At 70.7% G+C, this 19,253-nt stretch carries 16 protein-coding genes; 7 read left to right on the top strand and 9 right to left on the bottom strand.

Annotated features, from left to right (window positions below):
* Window positions 1-18: 18 nt before the first annotated feature.
* Window positions 19-1,305, top strand: coding sequence for an ATP-binding protein (locus tag U8525_RS25620; protein WP_374268974.1), 1,287 nt, complete (start codon window positions 19-21; stop codon window positions 1,303-1,305).
* Window positions 1,306-1,308: 3 nt separating this feature from the next.
* Here the strand turns inward: U8525_RS25620 and U8525_RS25615 are convergent, their stop codons facing one another.
* The 3 genes from U8525_RS25615 to U8525_RS25605 all read right to left on the bottom strand — a co-directional run bounded on the left by U8525_RS25615 (window position 1,309) and on the right by U8525_RS25605 (window position 5,239).
* A complete protein-coding gene (locus tag U8525_RS25615; RefSeq protein ID WP_374268972.1) occupies window positions 1,309-2,652 on the bottom strand; it encodes a hypothetical protein in 1,344 nt (447 codons plus the stop codon).
* A gap of 126 nt (window positions 2,653-2,778) precedes the next feature.
* Window positions 2,779-3,786, bottom strand: coding sequence for a hypothetical protein (locus tag U8525_RS25610; RefSeq protein ID WP_374268970.1), 1,008 nt, complete (start codon window positions 3,784-3,786; stop codon window positions 2,779-2,781).
* A 160-nt stretch (window positions 3,787-3,946) separates the two neighbouring features.
* Window positions 3,947-5,239 (bottom strand): OprO/OprP family phosphate-selective porin, encoded by a 1,293-nt coding sequence (locus tag U8525_RS25605; RefSeq protein ID WP_374268968.1) that lies wholly within the window; start codon window positions 5,237-5,239, stop codon window positions 3,947-3,949.
* 176 nt (window positions 5,240-5,415) lie between these two features.
* Between U8525_RS25605 and coaA the strand changes: the two genes are divergently transcribed.
* Both coaA and U8525_RS25595 read left to right on the top strand, forming a co-directional pair.
* Complete coding sequence (coaA, locus tag U8525_RS25600) at window positions 5,416-6,369, top strand: type I pantothenate kinase (RefSeq protein WP_374268966.1); 954 nt, start codon at window positions 5,416-5,418, stop codon at window positions 6,367-6,369.
* 16 nt (window positions 6,370-6,385) lie between these two features.
* Window positions 6,386-7,381 carry a cysteine synthase A gene (locus U8525_RS25595; protein ID WP_374268964.1) on the top strand — a complete coding sequence of 332 codons (996 nt, stop codon included), beginning with the start codon at window positions 6,386-6,388 and terminating at the stop codon, window positions 7,379-7,381.
* Between the two features lie 15 nt (window positions 7,382-7,396).
* On the opposite strand, the gene U8525_RS25590 is transcribed toward U8525_RS25595, so the two are convergent.
* Both U8525_RS25590 and U8525_RS25585 read right to left on the bottom strand, forming a co-directional pair.
* A complete protein-coding gene (locus U8525_RS25590; protein ID WP_374269080.1) occupies window positions 7,397-8,689 on the bottom strand; it encodes a type I restriction enzyme HsdR N-terminal domain-containing protein in 1,293 nt (430 codons plus the stop codon).
* A gap of 187 nt (window positions 8,690-8,876) precedes the next feature.
* Complete coding sequence (locus tag U8525_RS25585; protein ID WP_374268962.1) at window positions 8,877-10,157, bottom strand: FadR/GntR family transcriptional regulator; 1,281 nt, start codon at window positions 10,155-10,157, stop codon at window positions 8,877-8,879.
* A 1,136-nt stretch (window positions 10,158-11,293) separates the two neighbouring features.
* Between U8525_RS25585 and U8525_RS25580 the strand changes: the two genes are divergently transcribed.
* On the top strand, window positions 11,294-11,920 hold the full coding sequence (locus tag U8525_RS25580) for an SgcJ/EcaC family oxidoreductase (RefSeq protein ID WP_374268961.1): 627 nt from the start codon (window positions 11,294-11,296) through the stop codon (window positions 11,918-11,920).
* Here U8525_RS25580 and U8525_RS25575 read toward each other — a convergent pair.
* Window positions 11,883-13,193 (bottom strand): DUF418 domain-containing protein, encoded by a 1,311-nt coding sequence (locus tag U8525_RS25575; protein ID WP_374268959.1) that lies wholly within the window; start codon window positions 13,191-13,193, stop codon window positions 11,883-11,885. The two genes, U8525_RS25580 and U8525_RS25575, sit on opposite strands and share 38 nt — an antisense overlap.
* 167 nt (window positions 13,194-13,360) lie before the next feature.
* On the opposite strand from U8525_RS25575, the gene U8525_RS25570 reads away from it, so the two are divergent.
* Together U8525_RS25570 and U8525_RS25565 are read left to right on the top strand one after the other, a co-directional pair.
* A complete protein-coding gene (locus U8525_RS25570; protein ID WP_374268958.1) occupies window positions 13,361-13,747 on the top strand; it encodes a helix-turn-helix domain-containing protein in 387 nt (128 codons plus the stop codon).
* Entirely contained in the window at window positions 13,723-14,322 is a 600-nt protein-coding gene (locus tag U8525_RS25565; RefSeq protein WP_374268955.1) for a transposase, read from the top strand. Before U8525_RS25570 ends, U8525_RS25565 begins: the two co-directional genes overlap by 25 nt.
* 9 nt (window positions 14,323-14,331) lie before the next feature.
* Here U8525_RS25565 and U8525_RS25560 read toward each other — a convergent pair whose 3' ends face one another.
* Genes U8525_RS25560 through U8525_RS25550 form a run of 3 tightly spaced genes read right to left on the bottom strand, consistent with a single transcriptional unit; the run spans window position 14,332 to window position 17,739 of the window.
* The gene (locus U8525_RS25560; protein WP_374269078.1) at window positions 14,332-15,852 is read right to left on the bottom strand and encodes a phosphatase PAP2 family protein; all 1,521 of its coding nucleotides are present in this window, start codon (window positions 15,850-15,852) and stop codon (window positions 14,332-14,334) included.
* A 2-nt stretch (window positions 15,853-15,854) separates the two neighbouring features.
* Window positions 15,855-16,766: a fatty acid desaturase gene (locus U8525_RS25555; RefSeq protein WP_374268953.1), complete on the bottom strand. Its 912-nt coding sequence runs from the start codon at window positions 16,764-16,766 to the stop codon at window positions 15,855-15,857.
* On the bottom strand, window positions 16,753-17,739 hold the full coding sequence (locus tag U8525_RS25550; protein WP_374268951.1) for a Rieske 2Fe-2S domain-containing protein: 987 nt from the start codon (window positions 17,737-17,739) through the stop codon (window positions 16,753-16,755). The genes U8525_RS25555 and U8525_RS25550 overlap by 14 nt, the downstream gene beginning before the upstream one ends.
* A gap of 145 nt (window positions 17,740-17,884) precedes the next feature.
* On the opposite strand from U8525_RS25550, the gene U8525_RS25545 reads away from it, so the two are divergent.
* Window positions 17,885-19,072, top strand: a complete 1,188-nt coding sequence (locus tag U8525_RS25545) for a cyclic nucleotide-binding domain-containing protein (protein ID WP_374268949.1) — start codon at window positions 17,885-17,887, stop codon at window positions 19,070-19,072.
* Window positions 19,073-19,253: the final 181 nt, after the last annotated feature.

Genomic DNA, 19,253 nt, shown 5'->3' with positions numbered 1-19,253 from the left:
CGCGGAGGGCAGGACGCCATGAAGCTGACCCGCCTGCACGTCCACCACTACCGCGGGCTCGCGCCGGACACGGCGCTGACGTTCGGCCCGGCGCTCAACGTGGTGGTGGGGGCGACGGGCAGCGGGCGCACGACGCTGCTGGAGCTGGTGTCCTCGGTGCTGTGCTCGGACTTCTCCGGGCTCCTGCGCGAGCCCTTCGCGCTGGACTACGCGCTGCGCTTCGACGCGCTGACGGTGGACGTGGCCGTGCGCAACGAGCCGCCCGCGGCGCTGCCCGCCACCGCGGGGGAGGGCGGGCCGGGGGACGCGTTGGCGCTCCCGCCGGGCGCGCTGGCGCACGGGCTGATGCCCTCCATCGTGGCGACGGTGCGGTGGGACGCGGCGGCGGACGCGCGGCTCGTCATGCGCGCCAGCGCCACGGGCTTCGCGTGCGAGGTGTCGGGCTCGGCGGGCTTCTCCAAGCGCATGCACTGGTCGGTGTTGGACCGCTCCGTGTGGACGCTGCTCTTCATGGCCGCGCAGTACCTGGAGCGCGGCGTGAAGGACCGGCTGAAGGACCTCTTGCGGGAGACGTTCCTGCTGGCGCCGCCGCGCTTCGATGAGGCGCTGGGCATGTTCGAGCGCATCGGCGCCATCCGCTACGCGATGGAGCAGCGCGGAGAGGAGCTGTTCCCCCTGGGCCTCATGGCGCTGCCCACGTGGATGCCGGGCTGGCTGCGAGCGCAGGTGGAGCGCGAGCCCGCGCCCCCGTCGCTGCTGCTCCGGCACGACGCGGTGCCCCAGGGCTTCCTCGCGCGCTTCGTGGCGCTGGCGGGGTTTGCTTCCGGCACGCTCACGGTGGACGTGACGGAGACGACGCCGCTGTCCCAGGGCGGCCGGCTGGGCTTCAGCGGCTTCCGCTTCGCGTTCGCGCGCCCGGATGGCTCGCCGGTGTCGCAGGAGCAGCTGGGCCATGGCCAGAAGCGGCTCCTGTCCTTCCTGTACTACCTGGACGTGCACCCGGGCTTCGTGGTCGCGGACGAGCTGGCGGACGGCCTGCATCCGGACCTGGTGCGAGCGTGCGTGCGGGACATGGGCGCGCGGCAGTCCTTCGTCACCAGCCAGAGCCCGCTGCTCCTGGAGCAGCTGGAGTTCGCCAACGCGGAGCAGGTGCGCACGTCGTTGATCCGCTGCGAGGTGGGGGGCGGCCCCGGCGGCTGGCGTTGGACCCAGCCCACGCCGGAGGAGGCCGCGCGGTGGTTCGACGCGTACCGCGCGGGCTCCGTGCCGCTGGGCGCGATGCTGCGCGCCCAGGGCTTCGGCTGAGCGTCAGGGCGCCGTCGACGCCTTGAAGAGGAAGGTGTCGTCGAAGCCTCGCGAGGTGTGGCAGCTCGGGCCCAGGCACAGGTCTCCGGAGAAGGAGCCGATTCCCGCGAACTCGCCCTGCTTGTTCACGGTCACGTCGGCGAAGGTCGGGCGCCCGGTCGACGTGTACGTGTTCCGCCACTGCTGCTGTCCCTGGAGGCGCTCCAGCCTCGCGGTGAACAGCGTGTAGCTGGGGCCCGTGTCGGGCGCCGTGGAGTGGCCGCCCACCACCACGCTGTCGTCCTCGGCCATGGCGACGGCGCTCACGACCTGCGGGTAGCTCCGCGCCCAGCGCTGCTCGCCGGCGCGGGTCCACGCGACGAGGAAGCCGCCGTTGCCCGCGGACGGATTCGGGACGCCCTGCCCCGCGAACGTGAAGGGGTCGTTGAACTGGCCGCCTGCCACCACGCGGTTGCCGTGGACGGCGACGCCCAGGGCGGCTCCCGTCGCGCCCGCCAGCGGCCGCGTCCACTCCACCGCGCCCGTGGGGCTCACCTTCCACAGCTCCGGATCGGGGTAGCGGATGCCGCCGAAGTAGAAGGCATCCGCCTCATCCACCGCGACGCTGGTCCCGGCGCTCAGGTCCCACTGCTCACGAAGGGTCCACTGCGCCGCGCCGGCGGCGCTGAACCGGGTGAGGAACGCGGTCTGGACGTCCGTCACCTGCGAGGAGTTGGAGCCCTGGCCGAAGTCCACCGTGCCGAAGGCGCTGCCCGTCATGGCGATGGCGTCCTGGGAGTCGGTGACCAGGTCCCGGGGCGAGATGTTGCCCATGAAGTGCCGGGCCCACTGGAACTGCCCCGTCTTGCGCAGCTTCAGCAGGAAGGCCCCCGGGGGCTGGAGCCCCGCGCCCAGGTCGATGGACTCATTCGAGGTCCCCGCGACGAGGACGTTGCGCCCCCGGTCCACCGTGAGCGCCACCGCGTGGACGAAGTTCTGTCCGCCCGGGGGGAGCACGCCCTCGTAGGCGCGGGTCCACAGCAGCGCGCCGCCCGTCGTGTACTTCGCCACCGCGAAGCCGCTGCTGCCGGGGTTCCCCGAGCCCACCGGGCCCGCGCCCAGGTCCACGCTGCCCGTATAGAGGAACAGCGCCACGAGGTTGCCGTCGCGGTCGAAGGCCACCGCGTGGGCCGCGTCGGGGCGGCTGGAGCCCGGGAACTTCACCCAGCGCGGGGCTCCCGCCGCGAGCCCTGCCTCCTGCGTGGGTGTCTGCGATTGCGACCCGGTCATCTCCGACGGAGCGCACCCGGTGAGCGCCACCACCGCCATGACACTCCGGAGCCTCTGCCCGCTCATCATCATCCGCATGGGACCCTCGTCCTCCTGCTGCCTGGAAAGCCAGACAGCGATGACGAGGTAGGGCAGGGCCCGGCCCGTGGACACTGCCCCCGGGGGAGCGGGGTTCAAGTCTGAACGGCCCGCGCGAGGCGAGGCTCAGCGGCCGGAGAGCAGGTCCGTGCTGAAGGAGAAGCCGCCCAGCAGGTAGGGCATGGCGTTCACGCGGTTCTCGTGCTTGAGGTACCAGCCGGCGATGAGCAGCACGGTGGGCTTGCTCATGAGCCCGCCGGGCCTCGTGTCGAAGGCATACGCGACCAGCGGCCCCACGCGGAGGTGCTGGTTGGTGGGCAGCTTGCGTCCGGGCAGCGGCTCCACCGCGGTGGCGTCCTCGTCGTAGCGGGGCCACACCGCGGAGAGCCGGGCGCCCAGCGTCCACTTCCCGCCCAGCCAGAGCAGGTCCGTGTCGTTGGCGAGCACCCAGCCCTTGCCGGGCACCAGCGTGTCCAGCGTCGGGTCGTAGAACGTGCCGCGCGTCCCGCCGTCGTGGAGCGACACGTTCCAGTACTCGATGGCCAGCTTCGTGCGCAGCGCGATGGACTTCACCTTCGCCTGGAGCATGGGCTCCACGAAGAAGTGGTGCCCGGAGGTGCCGTAGGCGGTGTCGTTGGTCGCGCTGCGCAGGTCGTCGTCGTAGGGCTGGAACGCGTCCGGGTACGACTGGATGCTGCCGAAGGTCCCGAAGAACTGGACATACTCGTAGCCGGCGCGGAGGTTGAGCACCGCCAGGGGCTGCACTTCCACCACGGGCCCCAGCTTGAAGAAGGCGGGGCTCAGCTTGAGGCTGGCGGCGGCGCTGGCGTACGTGTCGCGCAGGAGCACGGAGGGGCTGTCGAAGAGGCGCTTCTGGTAGACGAGCCGGTTCTGCGACTCGAGCCCCAGCGGGTTGTAGCGGACGACGTTGAGCGTGGTGAAGAAGACGCGGCGGTCCGGCAGGGGCGGCTGCGCCGGGGGCGGCACCTCCTCCGTCACGGGAGGCTGGGGCTGCTGCGCGGCCCCGGGCGCGCCCAGGCCCAGCAGGGCGAGCAGCGCGGCGCGCGCGAGCGCCTTCGGCAGGGAGGGGGAGCGGACAGACGTCGGGCGCTGCGGGGAGGCGTTCGCGGGCATGCGTCCTCTCGGCGGGAGCCCGCGGGAGCGGCCCCCGGGCAAGGGCCACCCGTCGCGGGTCGCGAGAGCGTCGAGCACCTGACGCTGGCGCTTCAAGACGCACCCGGACGAAGCCGGATGACACCCGGCGTCAGCGGCGGGCTCCGGCCTCGCGGGGGGCTCAGAACGTGAGCTGGAAGCGGGACAGGAGGACGTTCTCCGGGGCGCGGTCGCCGTCCGTGGCGCCGCCCACGTAGTTCGTGCGGTGGAAGTTCAGGGCGAAGCGCACATGCCGGTTGAAGGCGAAGGTGGTGGCGACGCCGAAGCCCCTCGCCGCGCTCACGGACCGGGCGGGGTCGGCGAAGCGGGGGAAGGCGGCGGCGTCCAGGTCCAGCGCGTGGTAGCGCGCCGCCACCTCCAGCGCGCCGCCCCCGAGCGTCTTCGGGTCGAAGGGCCTCGTCGGCCGGGCGCCCTCGAAGGAGGCCTCTCCGCCAAAGACCCACGACACCGACGTCTGCCAGGCGTGGTGGCGCAGCCTCGCGCGCGCGTCGCCGCTTCGCACCACTTGTTCGGAGCGGACGTACTCCGCGAGGAGGCCGAAGGGGCCCCGGTAGAAGTGGCCCTGGGGCGCGAGCCGCAGGTGCTGGCCGTGCGCGGTGACGGTCTCCCTGGTGTCCGCGTTGCCCAGGTAGCTGAAGATGAGCTGCTGGCCGGTGCTGCGGAACGGCGCCAGCCCGGGGGTGGTGGCCGTGCCGAACTGGAGGCCGCGCGTCACCGCGAGGCCCAGGCCCAGCCCCTGGAGGAAGGCCGGCGCGCGGCCCTTGAAGGGCTGGGCGAAGACGCGGGCGACCAGGTCGAAGCTGTCGTCGGCGTTGAGGTCGGCGCTCGTGCCATCGGGGTCGCCGTTCACCACCGCCAGCGAGTACTGCCACCGGCCGCCCTCGCCCTCGCCGTGCAGCTCCAGGCCCTCGTCGCGGTTGGGGACCAGGTCCACCGTGAGCGAGCGCTCGATGAAGGGGTTGTCCACGTCGGACTGGAGCAGCTCCAGGCCGAACGGCGTCTTGAACCGGCCCGCGCGCAGGCGCACCCATGCCCCCGGGCGGAAGTCGATGAACGCGTCCTGGAGCATGGGTTGGCCGTCGCCGAAGTCCGGCATGAGGCGCAGGTCGATGAAGCCGAAGAGCGTCCCCTCCAGGATGGGGCGCACGCGGCGCATGACGAACGTGTTGGTGCCCGTGCGGTCCGGGTCCTCCAGGAAGAAGCGCCCGTCGCCCTGGAGCTGTCCGCGCAGCCTGAGCACGAAGGCCTGGTCCGCGGACGACAGCGTGAAGCCTTCTTCCGACACCCGGACGACGGAGCGCTCCGCGGCCTCGGGGCGCGCCGGGGCGGGCTCGGCGGCCTGGGCCCGGGCGTGAGGGGCGGTGAGCAGCAGCCCCGTGGCGGCGAGGAGGACGGAGGCGGAGACGGTGGACACGCGGGACCTCCGGGAACGGACTCCAGGAGGGCGGAGTGCCCCCGGCCTCGCCGGGCGCGACGGGAAGCAGGCGGGCACGTTGGCGACGGGAATGTCTTGCTGTCAAGAATCGCGGGGAAGACCTGTTGTCGCCTTCACTTGCCGGACATGGGGAGGTCTGGTTCAAGCTGGGCGGCATGTCCGTGACCAAGCCCCGCGCCGCCTCGATGTACGTCGACCTGGACCGCGCCGCGTGGCGCGAGCTGCGGGCCGCCACGCCGCTGACGCTGACGGCGGACGAGGTGGAGAAGCTGCGGGGCCTGGGGGACCGGCTGGACCTCCAGGAGGTGGAGGACGTCTACCTGCCGTTGTCGCGGCTCTTGCACCTGCAGGTGGCGTCGGCGCAGTCGCTGTGGGCGGCGCAGCAGGCGTTCCTGGGGTACTCGGTGCGCAAGGTGCCGTTCATCATCGCCATCGCGGGGAGCGTGGCGGTGGGCAAGAGCACCACGTCGCGCATCCTCCAGGCGCTCCTGGCGCGCTGGCCGGATCATCCGCGCGTGGCGCTGGTGACGACGGACGGGTTCCTCTACCCCAACCGGGTGCTGACCGAGCGGGGCATCATGAACCGCAAGGGCTTCCCGGAGAGCTATGACCGGCGCGCGCTGGTGCGCTTCCTGGCGGAGCTGAAGGCGGGGCGCGAGGAGGTGACGGCGCCGGTGTACTCGCACCTCGTCTACGACATCGTGCCGGAGGAGGCGCAGTCCGTCCGGCAGCCGGACATCCTCATCCTGGAGGGGCTCAACGTCCTGCAGACGGGGCCGGTGGAGGGCGGGCGGCTGCCGCAGACGTTCCTGTCGGACTTCTTCGACTTCTCCATCTACGTGGACGCGACCGAGACGGACATCCGCCACTGGTACGTGGAGCGGTTCCTGCGCCTGTGGGAGACGGCGTTCCGCGACGAGCGCTCCTTCTTCCGGCGCTTCTCCGAGTTGACGCGCGAGCAGGCCATCGCGCGGGCCGCGTCGGTGTGGGCGGAGATCAACGGGCCCAACCTGGCGGAGAACATCGCGCCCACGCGCTCCCGGGCGCGGCTCATCCTGGTGAAGGGCAGTGACCACAAGGTCCGCCGCGTGCGGATGCGCAAGCTGTAGCGGGTGAGGGACAGACATGGCGCCACGAATGGGTTCACTCTGGGACGCGGTGGGGGACACGCCGCTGTTGCGCATCGGCTCGCTCAGCCGGCGGACGGGCTGTGACATCGTCGCCAAGGCGGAGTTCATGAACCCGGGCGGGAGCATCAAGGACCGGGCCGCCAAGGGGATGATCCAGCGCGCGGAGGCCACCGGGCAGCTGAAGCCGGGCGGCACGATCGTCGAGGGCACCGCGGGCAACACGGGCATCGGGCTGGGGCTGCTGGGCCGCGAGCGGGGCTACCGCGTGGTCGTGACGATGCCGGACAACCAGGCGCGAGAGAAGTACGAGTACCTGGAGGCGATGGGCGTGCAGGTGCGTCGCGTGCCGGCGGTGCCCTTCTCCAATCCCTCGCACTTCTTCCACCAGGCGCGGGCGCTGGCGGAGGAGCACGGCTGGGCGTGGATGAACCAGTTCGAGAACACGGCGAACGGCGACTTCCACTACGAGACGACGGGGCCGGAGATCTGGGAGCAGGCGGAGGGGAAGGTGGACGTGCTGGTGGCGTCGGTGGGCAGCGGCGGCACGCTGTCCGGGACGAGCCGCTACCTGAAGGAGAAGAACCCGGCGCTGCGCGTGGTGTTGGTGGATCCGCCGGGGTCGGGGCTCTACTGCCAGGTGCGCACGGGGAAGCTGGAGGCGGCCGGGAGCTCCATCACGGAGGGCATTGGCATCATGCGGCTGACGGAGAACTTCCGGCAGGCGCGCGTGGATGAAGCGATGCGCGTGGAGGACGAGGACATGCTGCGGATGCTCTACCACCTGGCGCGCGAGGACGCGCTGGTGGTGGGCACCTCCTCGGCCCTGAACGTGGTGGCGGCCTGGGATGTGGCGCGCAGGCACCAGGGGCAGGGCCTGCGCATCGTCACGTTCCTGTGCGACCACGGCAGCCGGTACGCCTCCAAGGTCTTCAACCCGGAGTTCCTCGCGTCCAAGGGGCTCTCGGTGGAGCCGTACCGGCCGACGATGTGAGCGCGCGGGGGGCCGCTACTGGCTGGCGACCACCTTGAGCGCGGCCCGGGCCTCCTCGCGCGGGGGCTCGGTGGGCGCCTCCTCCTTGGCCGTGAGGGAGAGCTCCAGGCTCCGGGCGACGAGTGCCTTGAGCGCCCACACCTCCGGGACCGTCTGGATGTAGATGCGGCTCACGCCGAAGGCCGAGGGGGACGCTTCCACCTCGAACCCCGCGGCGAGGGTCTTCGCTTCGTCGACGGGCACCCAGGTGGCGATGCACTTGCGCTTGCCATTGCCGAAGAACCGCGCGAACCACTTCGTGGGCTTCTTGAAGGACACGTTGAAGTAGTTCGAGGTGTCCCGGTAGAGGACGTCCTCGGCCGCGTGGCCGCTCTTGGCGCAGATGTCCCGGATGACGCCGAAGAAGGCCAGCTCCTCCTCGGTGGTCTCGATGACGGCGCGTCCCTTGTCGTCGCCCGGCGCGCGCGGCTCCGGTTCGAAGGGCTTCGCGCTGTCGGCCCTCACCACGTTGGGGCCGTCCTTGGCGGCGGCGGGGACCTCGGTGCCTTCGTTCAGGCGCTGGAGGCGCTCCTTGAGCTTGTCGAGGAAGTCGTCGCCCATGACGCGGAGGAGGGTGGGCTCGATGGCCTCCCTGGCGACCTCCGCGAGGCGCTCCATGACGGCGGTCGTCCGCTTCCCCTTGTAGATGTCCTCGGTGAGCCACTTGAGGAAGCCCTCGTGGTCGCCGGGGGACCTCAGGGCGGCGGAGAGCTTGTCGATCATCCCCTGGCGGTAGCGGCTGTTCTCCGCGTCGGTGATGAGCGTCGTGGCGTTGAAGGATTCGCGGCTGAACTTGGACAGGAACTTCGCGACCTTGGCCCAGTCCGACTTCGTGTCCTCCAGGGAGAACGTGAAGAAGGGCTCCGGGTCCATGACGTTGGGGTTCTCCAGGTCTCCGAAGAACAGGTAGTGGCACCCGTCCGTGATGATGCCGAAGTGGAGCTCCGGGAGCTGGGAGAGGTAGCGGGCCAGCTGCTGGGCGCGAGACTTGAGGTCGGTGCCCAGGGGCTTGGTCTCGATGACGATGAGGGGCTTCTGTCCCGTCTGGTCGAAGATGGCGAAGTCCATCCGGTCCGGGAGCTTCTTGCCGTCCCCCTGGACGAAGTCCGCCGTGTACTCGAGCCGCACCTCCCGGGGGAGGCCGGGGTCGTAACCCAGCAGTCGGATGAAGGGGACCACCAGCGCCAGCTTGGCGGTCTCTTCGTTGGTGATGAAGGACCTGGAGTCCTGATAGCGCTTGACCAGCTCCAGCAATTGATTCGCGTCCACGGTGGTGTCCCCCTGCATCGCGTCGAGTCCCGGGCCAGGCCAGCGGTGGAGACCGGCTGGCGGCTTCCAGAACTCCAATCCTTCTGGGGGCCTGGGTCCATACCCCGTTCGAGGGAGCCGGGGCCTGGTGGATAGGGTTGATGAACGCGAGCGCACGACTCGAGCCGGCAGAAGCTTCGGGAGCGGTTCAGCGGAGTCGAAGCGCGCGTGAGAGCGGTTGGAGGAGGCGTCTGGCCCTTATGAAACGCGCTGGCTGAATGCGCAAGGTGTCCAAGCAGTTCACCAGAATCCGGTGGATGGAACTGGCGTGGAAGCCCCGCTCACACGGACGCGGGTGGGATCGCGCGTCGTGGGCCTCCTCCATCCGAATCGGTTGTCCACACGCGCCGATGCGTCGAGGCTCGGGCTTCGGACGCCCCGTTGGAAAGGTCGAGTCACAACGTGTCCGCTCGTCAGACAGGTTGCCCAAGGGATCGCCCATCCCGTCTCCGCTGGCGCACTCCGCACCGGTATCACCGGAGATGGGGCCCAGAGTCGCTGACGTCATCAGAGGCGTGTCGCCGGGCTCTACGGCCAAGGGATTCACGTGGGCGGATGAGTCACTCCCAGTCATCTCCGCGGCGTCGATGGCCGATGCCGGACTTCCGAGGACACGCCCCTCCACACGAGGGCATTCCTCCGGGGCCCCCTCCTGCTTGGGAGCTGTCGCCAGGGAACCGAGGCGCTCCTCCTGGGGAAGAGGGGCGGCCGGCTCACTGGAAGTGGGAGCGAAGGCATTCAGCAAGCGCTCATCGTAAGCCCTCACCATCGCCGGCAGCTCGTGCTGGAGCGCCTGCGCATCGCGCTCGTTCAGGGCCTGGGTCGCGCAGGTCGCCCACTGGCGCAGCCCTTCACCCCCCAGGAGGGGCAGCAGCCGAGTCGCGCCGCCCAGGAAGGCCCGTTGCAGCGACTGAACCAGAAGCACGTGCCCGGGCCGTTCAGCCACCCGGGCCGCCAGCCGCAGCAACTCGAACTCCACCTGGGCGCACCGCTCTCCCGGCGCCCAGCGCGCCGCGTCCCAAAGCTGGAAACAGAGCTGCCCCAACTGATTCAAGTCCCTCTCGGAGGCCCGTGTGCAGCAGTCGGTCAGCAGCTCTACCAGCACCTGCCGCCGGAGGCTGAAGTAGCCCTCCAGGAGCCACCGTGCGTCCGGAGAGCATGCGTCATGCAACGCCAGTCCCAGGTTTTCCAGCGTCAGGGATTCGTCCAGTGCCACCGCGCGCGTCCTGCGGCCGGGGCGCTGCACCACCAGGCCCCGTGCCGCCAGCCGTCGCAGCGCCTCGCGCATGGTTCCCCGGCATACCCGATAGCGGCGCGCCAGCTCCGCTTCCGAAGCGAACTCCCCCGATGGGTGTAGCTGCCCCAGCGCGATCTTGCGCTCAATCTCCGCTTCCACATACGCCACCAGTCCACCTCGTCCCATCCCCATCCCCCTCTTCGTCCCAGCATCGTCATCCAACCACGGGGGTCTGACATGGATGAGACTGCCCACCACCCGTGTCGCCCACGTGGCCCACGCAGCCCCGGAGCGCGGGCTCGGAAAACCTGTCCGACTGTCGGACACATTCAGAGGTCCCAGCACGCAGGCTGCGAAAACCTGTCCGACAGCCATACCGGTTCACGAGCTTGAGCGCCCGTACGGAGCCGAGCGGTCCGACAGCCATGCCGGTTCGCGGCTCAGGGGGCCGTCTGGCGTAGGCTTGTCCAAGAGCCATCCAGGTTCGCGGACCTGGCCCCAGGCCGCGAAAAAGTTGTCCGACAGTCAGACACGTTCATTGGCGCGGGCGCCGGGCGGCGCAAACCAGCCGGACAGTCGGACACGTCGCGGGCTTGGGCATCGTGCGGCGCGGACCTGTCGGACAGTCAGACATGTTCGCGGGCTTGGGCACCGTGCGGTGCGGACCTCTTGGACGGTCGGACATGTTCGTGGGTTCGGGCGTCGTGCGGCGCGGACCTGTAGGACAGTCGGACATGTTCGTGGGGTCGGGCGTCGTGCGGCGCGGGCCTGTAGGACAGTCGGACATGTTCGCGGGTTCGGGCGTCGTGCGGCGCGGATCTGTAGGACAGTCGGACGCGTTGCTAACTCGGGCATCGTGAGGCACAAACCTGTCGGACGGTCGGACATGTTCGCGAACTCGGGCGCCGTGTGGTGTGGACATGGCGGACAGTTGGACATGTTCGCGGGTTCGGGCGCCGTGCGGTGCGAACCGGTCCGGCTGTCGGATAGGTTGCGAGTTCGGGGGGGCGTGCGGTGGCGGCCTGTTGGACAGGTTCCCGGGCTCCGGTGCCGTGGGGTGCAAATCGGTACGGCTGTCGGACAGGTTCGTGGGCTCAGGCGTCGTGTGGTTCGGACCTGTCCGACTGTCGGACAGGTTTTTGGCAACCGTGCCCGGCAGGTGGGGCCTTGCGTGGCACTGGGGGCCATGCTTGTGCGGCGTCGCGGCTCACGTTGCTGCTCTCTGGGCTGTGCGCGCCTTTATGGAGAACTTGGGGTTGCAGGGTTTGTTAACGAACCGCGGGCGACCTGCTTAGGATGCGCGCCGTTCCTTCCTTCATGGAGCTTCGATGGTGCGCACCCGGTTCGTTGGTCTCCTGGCGTTGCTGTTCGTCGCGGTCCCCTTCACGTCGGGGGCTCAGGACGCCGTGGCTCCGGCGGCCGTGGCCTCTGGCGACGAGGCGACGCATCAGGCGCTGCGCGCCATCAAGCAGGACATGGAGGATGCGCTCAACAAGCAGGACCTGGACCGGTTGCTGTCGCACCTGCACCCGGACGTCGTGTTCTCCACCATGAACAACGACGTCCGCGTGGGGAAGGACGCCATTCGCGCGTATTACTCGGAGATGCTGGGTGGCCCGAACAGCGTCGTGAAGAAGGTCACCGCGAAGTTCGATGTGGACGCGCTCACGCGCCTGTATGGCAACACGGGCGTCGCGTATGGCTCGTCGCTGGACCACTACATCCTCAACGACGGGACGGACCTCGTCGTCAATGGACGGTGGACCTGCACCCTGGTGAAGGAGGGCGACCAGTGGCTCATCGCCGCGTTCCACTACTCCACCAACGTGTTCGACAACCCCCTGCTCACCAAGGTGAAGAACGCCGCTCTGGGCTTCGGGGCCCTCGTCGCCGTCGCCGCGCTGGGCGCGGGGTTCTTCATCGGGCGTCGGGGACGCCGGTCGGCGACGGCTTGAGCACATGCCGCATGGGCTGGCGCTGGCCGTAGGTGAGCGAGCGCCATAGCCACTCCGCCGGACCGAAGCGGAAGCGCGACAGCCACGCCTGGCTGAATGGAATCTGGAGCGCGAACACCAGCAGCGTCAGCGCCACGCAGCGCGATGGCGGCAACCTGCCGATGAGCCCCAGCCCCCAACCGTCGTAGAGCCAGAGGCTCACCACCGTCTGCATCAGGTAGTTGGTGAGCGCCATGCGCCCCACGGGCGCCAGGAGGCCCAGCCACCTGCGCCAGCGCTCCCGTTGGAAGAGCAGGGCGAAGGCGGCCACATAGGCCGCGGCGAGGCCCAGGTAGCCCATCTCCTGGATGGCCGACAGCGTGAACATCCAGTGGGCCTTCGATGGGTCCAGCACTCCCGCGAGCCGCAGGTGCTGCACCACCACCCCCGAGCCATTTCCCAGCACTCCGAACACCAGGCCCCAGCCCAGCAGCTTCCGGTGCCAGGCGCGGTGCCCCTCCACGTCCTGGAGCAACAGGTGCCGGCCCGCGAGCAGCCCCAGCAGGAAACGGCCCAGGATGAAGATCATCCACAGCAGCCGCTTCAGCGTGGGCAGCATGTACTGGAGGAAGTGCACGTTCGCGGCCTGCGTCGTCCAGAGCGAGTCGCTCGAGAGCCCCAGCAGCAGTTGCTCGCGATGCTGCGCCTCCAGTGCCTCGGTGGCCTTCGCGGCGTCGGCCGCGGCCTGGGCGCCGTGCAGCAGGATGGGACCGAAGTGCAGGAGCGCCGGCACCAGCAGCGGCACCACCCCCACCGACAGACCCACCCACACCAGCAACGTCCGGTCCGAACAGCTCCGGAAGAGCAGCAGCGCGAAGCCCAACAGCGCGTACGTGGAGAGCACGTCTCCCGCCCAGAGCGCGGTGAGATGCAGCACCCCGATGCCCAGCAGCACCAGCAGACGCCGTGAGTACACCGGCACGACCGAGGCGCCTCGGCCCTCTGCGCGCTTCAACTGGATGGAGAACCCCAGCCCGAAGAGGAAGGCGAAGAGGGTGACGAACTTCTGGTTCACGAAGAAGTGGTAGAGCGCCGTGACGGCCGCCTCCATGGGCGGTGCCGCCAGCGCCTGGGCCTGCTCTTTCGGCAAGAGGACCCGCCCGCTGAACCAGGCGAAGCTGTTCGACACGAACACGCCCCACAACGCGAAGCCGCGCAGCACGTCCAGGAGCGGCAGCCGTTCGGAGACATCCACCGGCCGGGCGCCGGAAAGGGGAGAGGCGGAGTCGGACATGCGTCCAGCAGATGCCTCCGTCCGGTTCACGTCAACGCATGCGCCGCGTCGTCCATGGCGGTCCCACCCCACGCGCATGGAGGATGACCGCGGGTGAAGGACTCACAGCGGCGCTTGAATGAAGTGAGCAGTCGCTGGGTGTTGAGGGTGAGAGGAGGGCTGCTGCCATGTCCGGCACCCATTCGCTCGACTTACGAGAACGCGTCATCGCGGCCTGGCGGGAGGGAGAGGGCAAGAGTGCCATCGCCCGCCGCTTCATGCTCGGATACGCAACGGTGCGCCGCTACATCGCCCGCTTCGAGGCGAGCGGGAGTGTGCATGCACGTCCGCACGGGGGAGGCGCCCCGCGCAAGGTGGATGCCGCGGGCGAAGTGCTCCTTCGGCACCTGGTGCGGGAGCGCCCCGACGCGACGGACGAAGAATTGGCCCGCCAGTATTCTCAGCGGGCTGACGGCTCCATCAGCCACGCCACCGTGAATCGGGTGCTGCACCGCATGGGACTGACGCGTAAAAAAAGTCACTGCACGCCGTGGAGGGCGACAGCGAAGCCGTAGACGCGCTGCGCTGGGAGTATGCGCTGGCCATGAGCCAGGTGGCGTCCAACACGCTGGTCGTGGTGGACGAGACGGGCTGTCGCACGGACATGACGCGCACGCATGGACGCGCGCCCCGGGGCGAGCGCCTGGTGGGCGAAGCCGTCCCTCGCAATCGGGGCTGCGTCACGACAGGCATTGGGGCGCTCACGCTCCAAGGCATCACCGCGCATCTGGAGGTGGAAGGCGGGACGAGTCTCGAAGTCTGGGGACGGTTTGTCCTGGAGCGTCTGGTGCCCGTGCTCCAACCCGGACACGTCGTCGTCTGGGACAACCTGGCGGTGCATCGGTGCCGTGCCCTCATCGACGTCATCGAATCGCGCGGCGCCCGCGTGGTTTTCCTGCCCCCCTACAGCCCCGCCTTCAGCCCCATCGAGCCCGCGTGGAGCAAGCTGAAGGCGCTGCTGCGCAAGTGGAGACTGCGCTCACGCACCGCGCTCGGCCGGGGCATCGAGCTCGCACTTTCCGCCCTCTCCCCACGCGATGCCGCAGGGTGGTTTGACCACTGCGGCTACCTCGTCGCTCAACCCACCTGAGCGTCGCTGTCAGGAGACTTCGAGCACCGACGCCTCGCGCAGGAAGGGCATGCGACGCGGCAGCTTCCGGGCCCAGAAGGCCTCCACCGACCTGTGGAAGAGGCGCAGCAACGCGACGCCCTGCCTGCCTTCCAGCTGGGCCAGCTCCTTCCCGGAGCGGTCCAGCAGCGCGCGGGCCCGTTGGTATTCACCGCGCACCCAGGCCCGTCCGGCCTCTGCCGCGAGCAGCGCGTCGAAGTCCACGGGGTCCTGTCCCTGGGCGCGCACCTCCGCGGCGATGTCCTCGGGCACGTTGAAGAGGCCGTGCGCCAGGTCCTGGCGCAGGTCGCGCATCACGGAGCACCAGCCCAACGCCGCGAGCAGGGAAGGGGCGTCCTCGGCGCGCACCTGGGCGTCCGCGACGTGCAGCATCAAGCCCACGGACAGCCGGAAGGTGGTCTCCAACTGGGCCTGAAGCGCCGTCGCGTCCCACCAGCGCCTGTCGCGCACCCGCTCGCGGTCCCGACGCATCGTGCGCACCAGTTGGAACACCTGCTCGCGGACCTCCGGGGCCGTCAGCTCCGTGAGCAGCGTCTGCCCCAGCGCCGCGGCCGTGTCGTGGAACTCCGTGGCGGGGACCGGCGCTCCGGTCTCCAGCGTGCGCAGGAGCGCGTCGACGGCGTCCAGCGGCTCTCCCTGGACGGGGCGGTCTCCATCCAGGACGTCGTCCACCAGCTGGAGGAAACTGAAGCCCACCCGCGCCCTTCTCGCCTTGCGCCACCGTCCCAGCGACTGCTGATACAGCACGAGCGCGATGAGCCCGTACCGCGGGTGCCTGCGCGCGAAGCGGTACAGCTCCCGCGCGCAGAGGGCTTCCACTCGGACGGCTTCGAGGAATGCCTCCCTCCGGACCCGGGGCGCCACGACCCGCCACGTGCCCCAGGCGAGCAACGCTCCCGCGAACACGTCCAGCAGGTGGTGCTCGTGGATGAGCAGCGTGGACGCCGCGATGGCCAGCGTCCACACCGTGAACACGGTGCGGGCCAGCGGCCCTGAACGCTCGCGGTAGGCCAGCGCCGCCGTGCAGGCGAAGGCGACGTGCAGCGACGGCAGGTAGTTGCGCTCCAGGTTCATCGTGTCCGCCGCCTGGAAGACGGAGGCCCAGGCGCCGGTGACGGCGCGCTGCGGCCACGCCACCTCCACCGGCAGGACGAGGAAGCAGAGGGCTCCGAGTGCTGTCTCCGCGCACAGCGCGAGCGCGAACGGGAGCATCTGTCTCCACGTCCGGAAGATGAACAGGGACAACAGCAGCAGCACGTCCATGCTCACGTAGACCGCGGCCCAGCCGGGCATGAACGGGATGTGCCGTTCGAAGGGCAGGTCCACCCGCAGGCCACCGGGATAGAAGCCCGTCACCCAGCTCGCGCCGCCGTATGCCGCGAGGAAGAACAGCGCGAAGCCGCAGGCCAGCGCGCCCGTGCGCTTCAGCTCCCCTGGCGCGGGCACGCCCAGGAGCGGGCCCTGGGCATGCGCTCCCTGCTCCGGGGGCATGCTCACTTCGACTGCTCCGGGAGCGGCCGGGGGCCTCGCCACATCGACAGCCAGATGCCCAGGAAGGACGGCCGCTCCACGGCTTCGTCCACGTAGCGGCCCAGGTAGAGCCAGGGCACCTGCGGGTGCCGGTGGTGCGCCCGGTGGTAGTGGTAGTTGAGGAACACCCAGCGCACCGGCGCCGCGACCTTCAGGTCCCAGGCGCCCTCGCGCACGTCCAGCGGCGACCACGCGTGGTCCGCGTACTGGAGCGAGCTCCAGTTCACCGCGAACGCCGCGTAGCAGAGCGCCCAGCCGACGAGCGTCAGGTCCAGCGCGTACGCCAGCCCCGCCTGGACCGCCATCATGCCCAGCACCTCGGCCCGGATGGCCGTCCCCGGCGCGTCCTCCAACCGCCCCAGGTACGCGTCCGCGCCTGTCTGTTCCCCGTAGCGCGTGCCCGGCCCCCGCAGCCTCCTCAGCAGGCCCGGCGCGAGCGCGAACACCAGCGCTCCCAGCGGCACGAACAGCCAGTACACGCCGGTCAGGATGACGTACCACTGCGCATACTTGAGGAGGCGGTGGTCGCCCGGACGCAGGTAGTCGAACTGCTCTCGCGCCGTGCGGTTGTACCGGTGATGCGTGAGGTGGAACGCGCGCTGCAACGTGAACGACGTGGGGAAGAACGTCGCCGCGATGCGGCCCAACCCGTCGTTGAGCCGCCGCGACGGGTGCAGCACCCCGTGCGTCGCTTCGTGCAGCAGCGAGAACACCGTGTTGTTCACGTAGGAGAACACCCCCGCCGCCACCAGCCGCACCCAGACGTGTTCCGCGTGGGACGCCGTCCACAGGCACAGCGCGCCCGCGCCCATCGCCACGGCGAGCAGCACCGCGTTGAGCGCGGCGGGGATCGGCGGAGCGTCACCGGCGCGCATCGTCCCCGTCCTCGGGCAGGCCCACCGCGAAGTCGAGCAGCTGGCGCATCACCGGATCCGCCGTCGCCGTCGCGACGTTGAAGCGCATGCCGTCCAGCACGGACAGGTCCCGACGCAGGAACGACGTGTAGAGCCACCGCGACACCCCCAGCACCAGCGCCGCCGCGCCCGGAATCCGTCCGCGCCTCGCCGCGACGGCGAGCCTCACCGACGTCCCTTCCTCCACCGGCGTCATGCTCGCGAGCAGCAGCCCCCGCGCCCGCCCCAGGTCGCTCTTCACCGACATCAACGTGCCCCCGTGCAGCGTGAGCTCCACGCGGATGCGATTGCCCGACAACGCCTTCATCAGCCGGTCGCTCGCGCCGGTGCCGATGATGCGCGACGTGTAGCGCAGCCGCAGCGTGTACCGGTCTGGCGTCTCCCAGGCCGGCGTGTCCCACAGCTCGCGGTGGTGCACCGTGCGCAGGTGGTCCAGGTCGAACGAGTTCGCCGCGAGCGGCAGCCAGGGACAGCCCACCGTCACCGGAGGTCCCACGTCCCAGCGGTGGTCCCCACCCTCCAGGTCGGGTGGCGGAAACAACGCCTCGGGGCCGTTGAACACGAGCACGCCGCCGAAGCGCTCCTCCACCGGCCATGCCCGGGGCCCTGGCAGGCAGGACACGTCGCTCCGGCCGGGCACGGCGCGGCAGCGGCCCCCGCCGTCGAAGCTCCAGTGGTGCAGCGGGCAGCGCAGCAGCTCGCCCTGGACGGTGCCGTGCTTCAGGTGGGCCCCCAGGTGGGGGCAGTGCGCCGACAGGGCATGGACCCGGCCCGCCAGGCTCCGGAAGACCACCACCTCCTGGCCCCCCACCTGGACGCCCATCGCCTGACCGGGCCGCAAGGCCGCGGACGGCGCCACCAGGTACCAGGAGCGCGGGCGCGAAGGGCCGGGGAGACGGTCCGGATCCACCCCGGCCGGGACGGGAACAACCATGCCCGGGACCCTAGCGGACCCGGTGTCTCCAGGGCCACGGGCAGGCGGGTGAAGGCTGGCTTTACGCCCGGGTTCCTGGTTTGTCAGGCGCTGGCGGAACCGGGCGCGCCGCCCCGACGGGGCGGGCCTGGAAGGGACATGTGACATGGCAGGCGATTCGGCGGGCAGCAGTCGGGGCGGTTCGGTGCGGGGCGGGACGCTCCAGGTGGTGCAGTCCCTGGCGGCGCAAGGCGAGCCGGAGCGCGCGGCGCAGCTCTACGAGGAGCTGGGCGCGGCGCAGCGCGAGCGCCTGCGCAAGGAGGCCGCGCAGGGGACGGTGAAGGAGCGCCACTGGCTGGTGGACGTGCTGCGGCGGGCGCGAGACTTCACGGGCGCGGCGCGGCTCCTGGATGGCAGCGGCGATGACGTGTCGGTGGCGGACCTGTACGCCCAGGGCGGTCAGCACGTGGCGGCCGCGGAGGCGTACCTGCGCGCGGGTGAGGTGGAGCGCGCCGCGGCGGCCTTCGAGCGGGGTGGGGCGCTGGAGCGCGCGCTGGAGGTCTACCGGGGCCTCGGCGCCCGTGAGCCCATGGCGCACTGCCTGGTCCGCCTGGGCCGCCCCTTCGAGGCCGCGGACCTCTACCAGGAGCTGGGCCAGGCCCACGCGGAGGCCGAGGCCCTGGGCGGCGTGCGCGCGGAGGACCCTCGGTACGTCGAGGCCGTGCTGCGCACCTGCAAGGTGCTGGATGCCGGCGGCTTCACCCACCGGGCGCTCGCGGTGCTGGCGGACGCGCTCAGCAGCGCCGAGCACCTGCGCGCGGATCCGATCCTGGTGACGGAGAAGGCGCGGCTCTTGCGGCGCATGGGCCTGGACGTGGAGGCGGAGGCGCTGCTCGCGCGGCTGGCCGCGGGGGCGGCCGCGCCGGAGGCCAGCGGGTACCGCTTCCTCAAGGCCATTCCCATCTTCGGCGAGCTGACGCTGGAGGACATGAAGGACCTGTACCGGCTGGCGCGGCCCGTGACGGCCGCGCCGGGCACGGTGCTGCTGGAGAAGGGGGCGCCCGGCACGGGGCTGCTCGTGCTGCTGGAGGGCACCGTGGACGTCTTCTCCGGCAACGAGCCGAACGCGCGGCACCTCAACACGCTGGGGCCGGGCTCGTTCCTGGGGGAGATTTCGCTCGTGCAGGACGGCCCCGTGTCCGCGAACGTGCGCGCGAAGACGGCGGTGCGCGCGCTGCGCATCACCCGCGAGAGCTTCCAGCACTTCCTGGCCACGCACGACGCGGCCTCGCTGCACATCTACCGGCTCTTCACGCAGAGCCTCGCGGCGCGCGTGCGGGCGCTGAGCGGCTGACTCCGACCGTGTCCCTGGTACACCCGGGCGCGCCACGGTCCCGCTTCACCTGACGCGAGGCCCGAGCGGGCCTCGGGCCGCGACGGAGGCTCGCGACCCGCGAGCACTCCAGCCTCGCCCGTGAGGAGGCAGGCGAGCACGGCGAGGGGGCCTTTCACGGCCAGCGGGCCGCCCCCATCCT

The organism is Corallococcus sp. RDP092CA, assembly GCF_041903675.1.
GTDB lineage: Bacteria > Myxococcota > Myxococcia > Myxococcales > Myxococcaceae > Corallococcus.
The sequence above is the reverse complement of the archived record's forward strand: the minus strand, read 5'-3'. Positions and strand labels throughout refer to the sequence as shown.

What these genes read in the sequence shown, in the direction of transcription:
- U8525_RS25620 (WP_374268974.1), top strand. Translation starts at nt 19, where the DNA reads ATGAAGCTGACCCGCCTGCACGTCCACCACTACCGCGGGCTCGCGCCG.
- U8525_RS25615 (WP_374268972.1), bottom strand. Translation starts at nt 2,652, where the DNA reads ATGCGGATGATGATGAGCGGGCAGAGGCTCCGGAGTGTCATGGCGGTG.
- U8525_RS25610 (WP_374268970.1), bottom strand. Translation starts at nt 3,786, where the DNA reads ATGCCCGCGAACGCCTCCCCGCAGCGCCCGACGTCTGTCCGCTCCCCC.
- coaA (WP_374268966.1), top strand. Translation starts at nt 5,416, where the DNA reads ATGTCCGTGACCAAGCCCCGCGCCGCCTCGATGTACGTCGACCTGGAC.
- U8525_RS25595 (WP_374268964.1), top strand. Translation starts at nt 6,386, where the DNA reads ATGGCGCCACGAATGGGTTCACTCTGGGACGCGGTGGGGGACACGCCG.
- U8525_RS25585 (WP_374268962.1), bottom strand. Translation starts at nt 10,157, where the DNA reads ATGGGGATGGGACGAGGTGGACTGGTGGCGTATGTGGAAGCGGAGATT.
- U8525_RS25580 (WP_374268961.1), top strand. Translation starts at nt 11,294, where the DNA reads ATGGTGCGCACCCGGTTCGTTGGTCTCCTGGCGTTGCTGTTCGTCGCG.
- U8525_RS25575 (WP_374268959.1), bottom strand. Translation starts at nt 13,193, where the DNA reads ATGTCCGACTCCGCCTCTCCCCTTTCCGGCGCCCGGCCGGTGGATGTC.
- U8525_RS25570 (WP_374268958.1), top strand. Translation starts at nt 13,361, where the DNA reads ATGTCCGGCACCCATTCGCTCGACTTACGAGAACGCGTCATCGCGGCC.
- U8525_RS25560 (WP_374269078.1), bottom strand. Translation starts at nt 15,852, where the DNA reads ATGCCCCCGGAGCAGGGAGCGCATGCCCAGGGCCCGCTCCTGGGCGTG.
- U8525_RS25555 (WP_374268953.1), bottom strand. Translation starts at nt 16,766, where the DNA reads ATGCGCGCCGGTGACGCTCCGCCGATCCCCGCCGCGCTCAACGCGGTG.
- U8525_RS25550 (WP_374268951.1), bottom strand. Translation starts at nt 17,739, where the DNA reads ATGGTTGTTCCCGTCCCGGCCGGGGTGGATCCGGACCGTCTCCCCGGC.
- U8525_RS25545 (WP_374268949.1), top strand. Translation starts at nt 17,885, where the DNA reads ATGGCAGGCGATTCGGCGGGCAGCAGTCGGGGCGGTTCGGTGCGGGGC.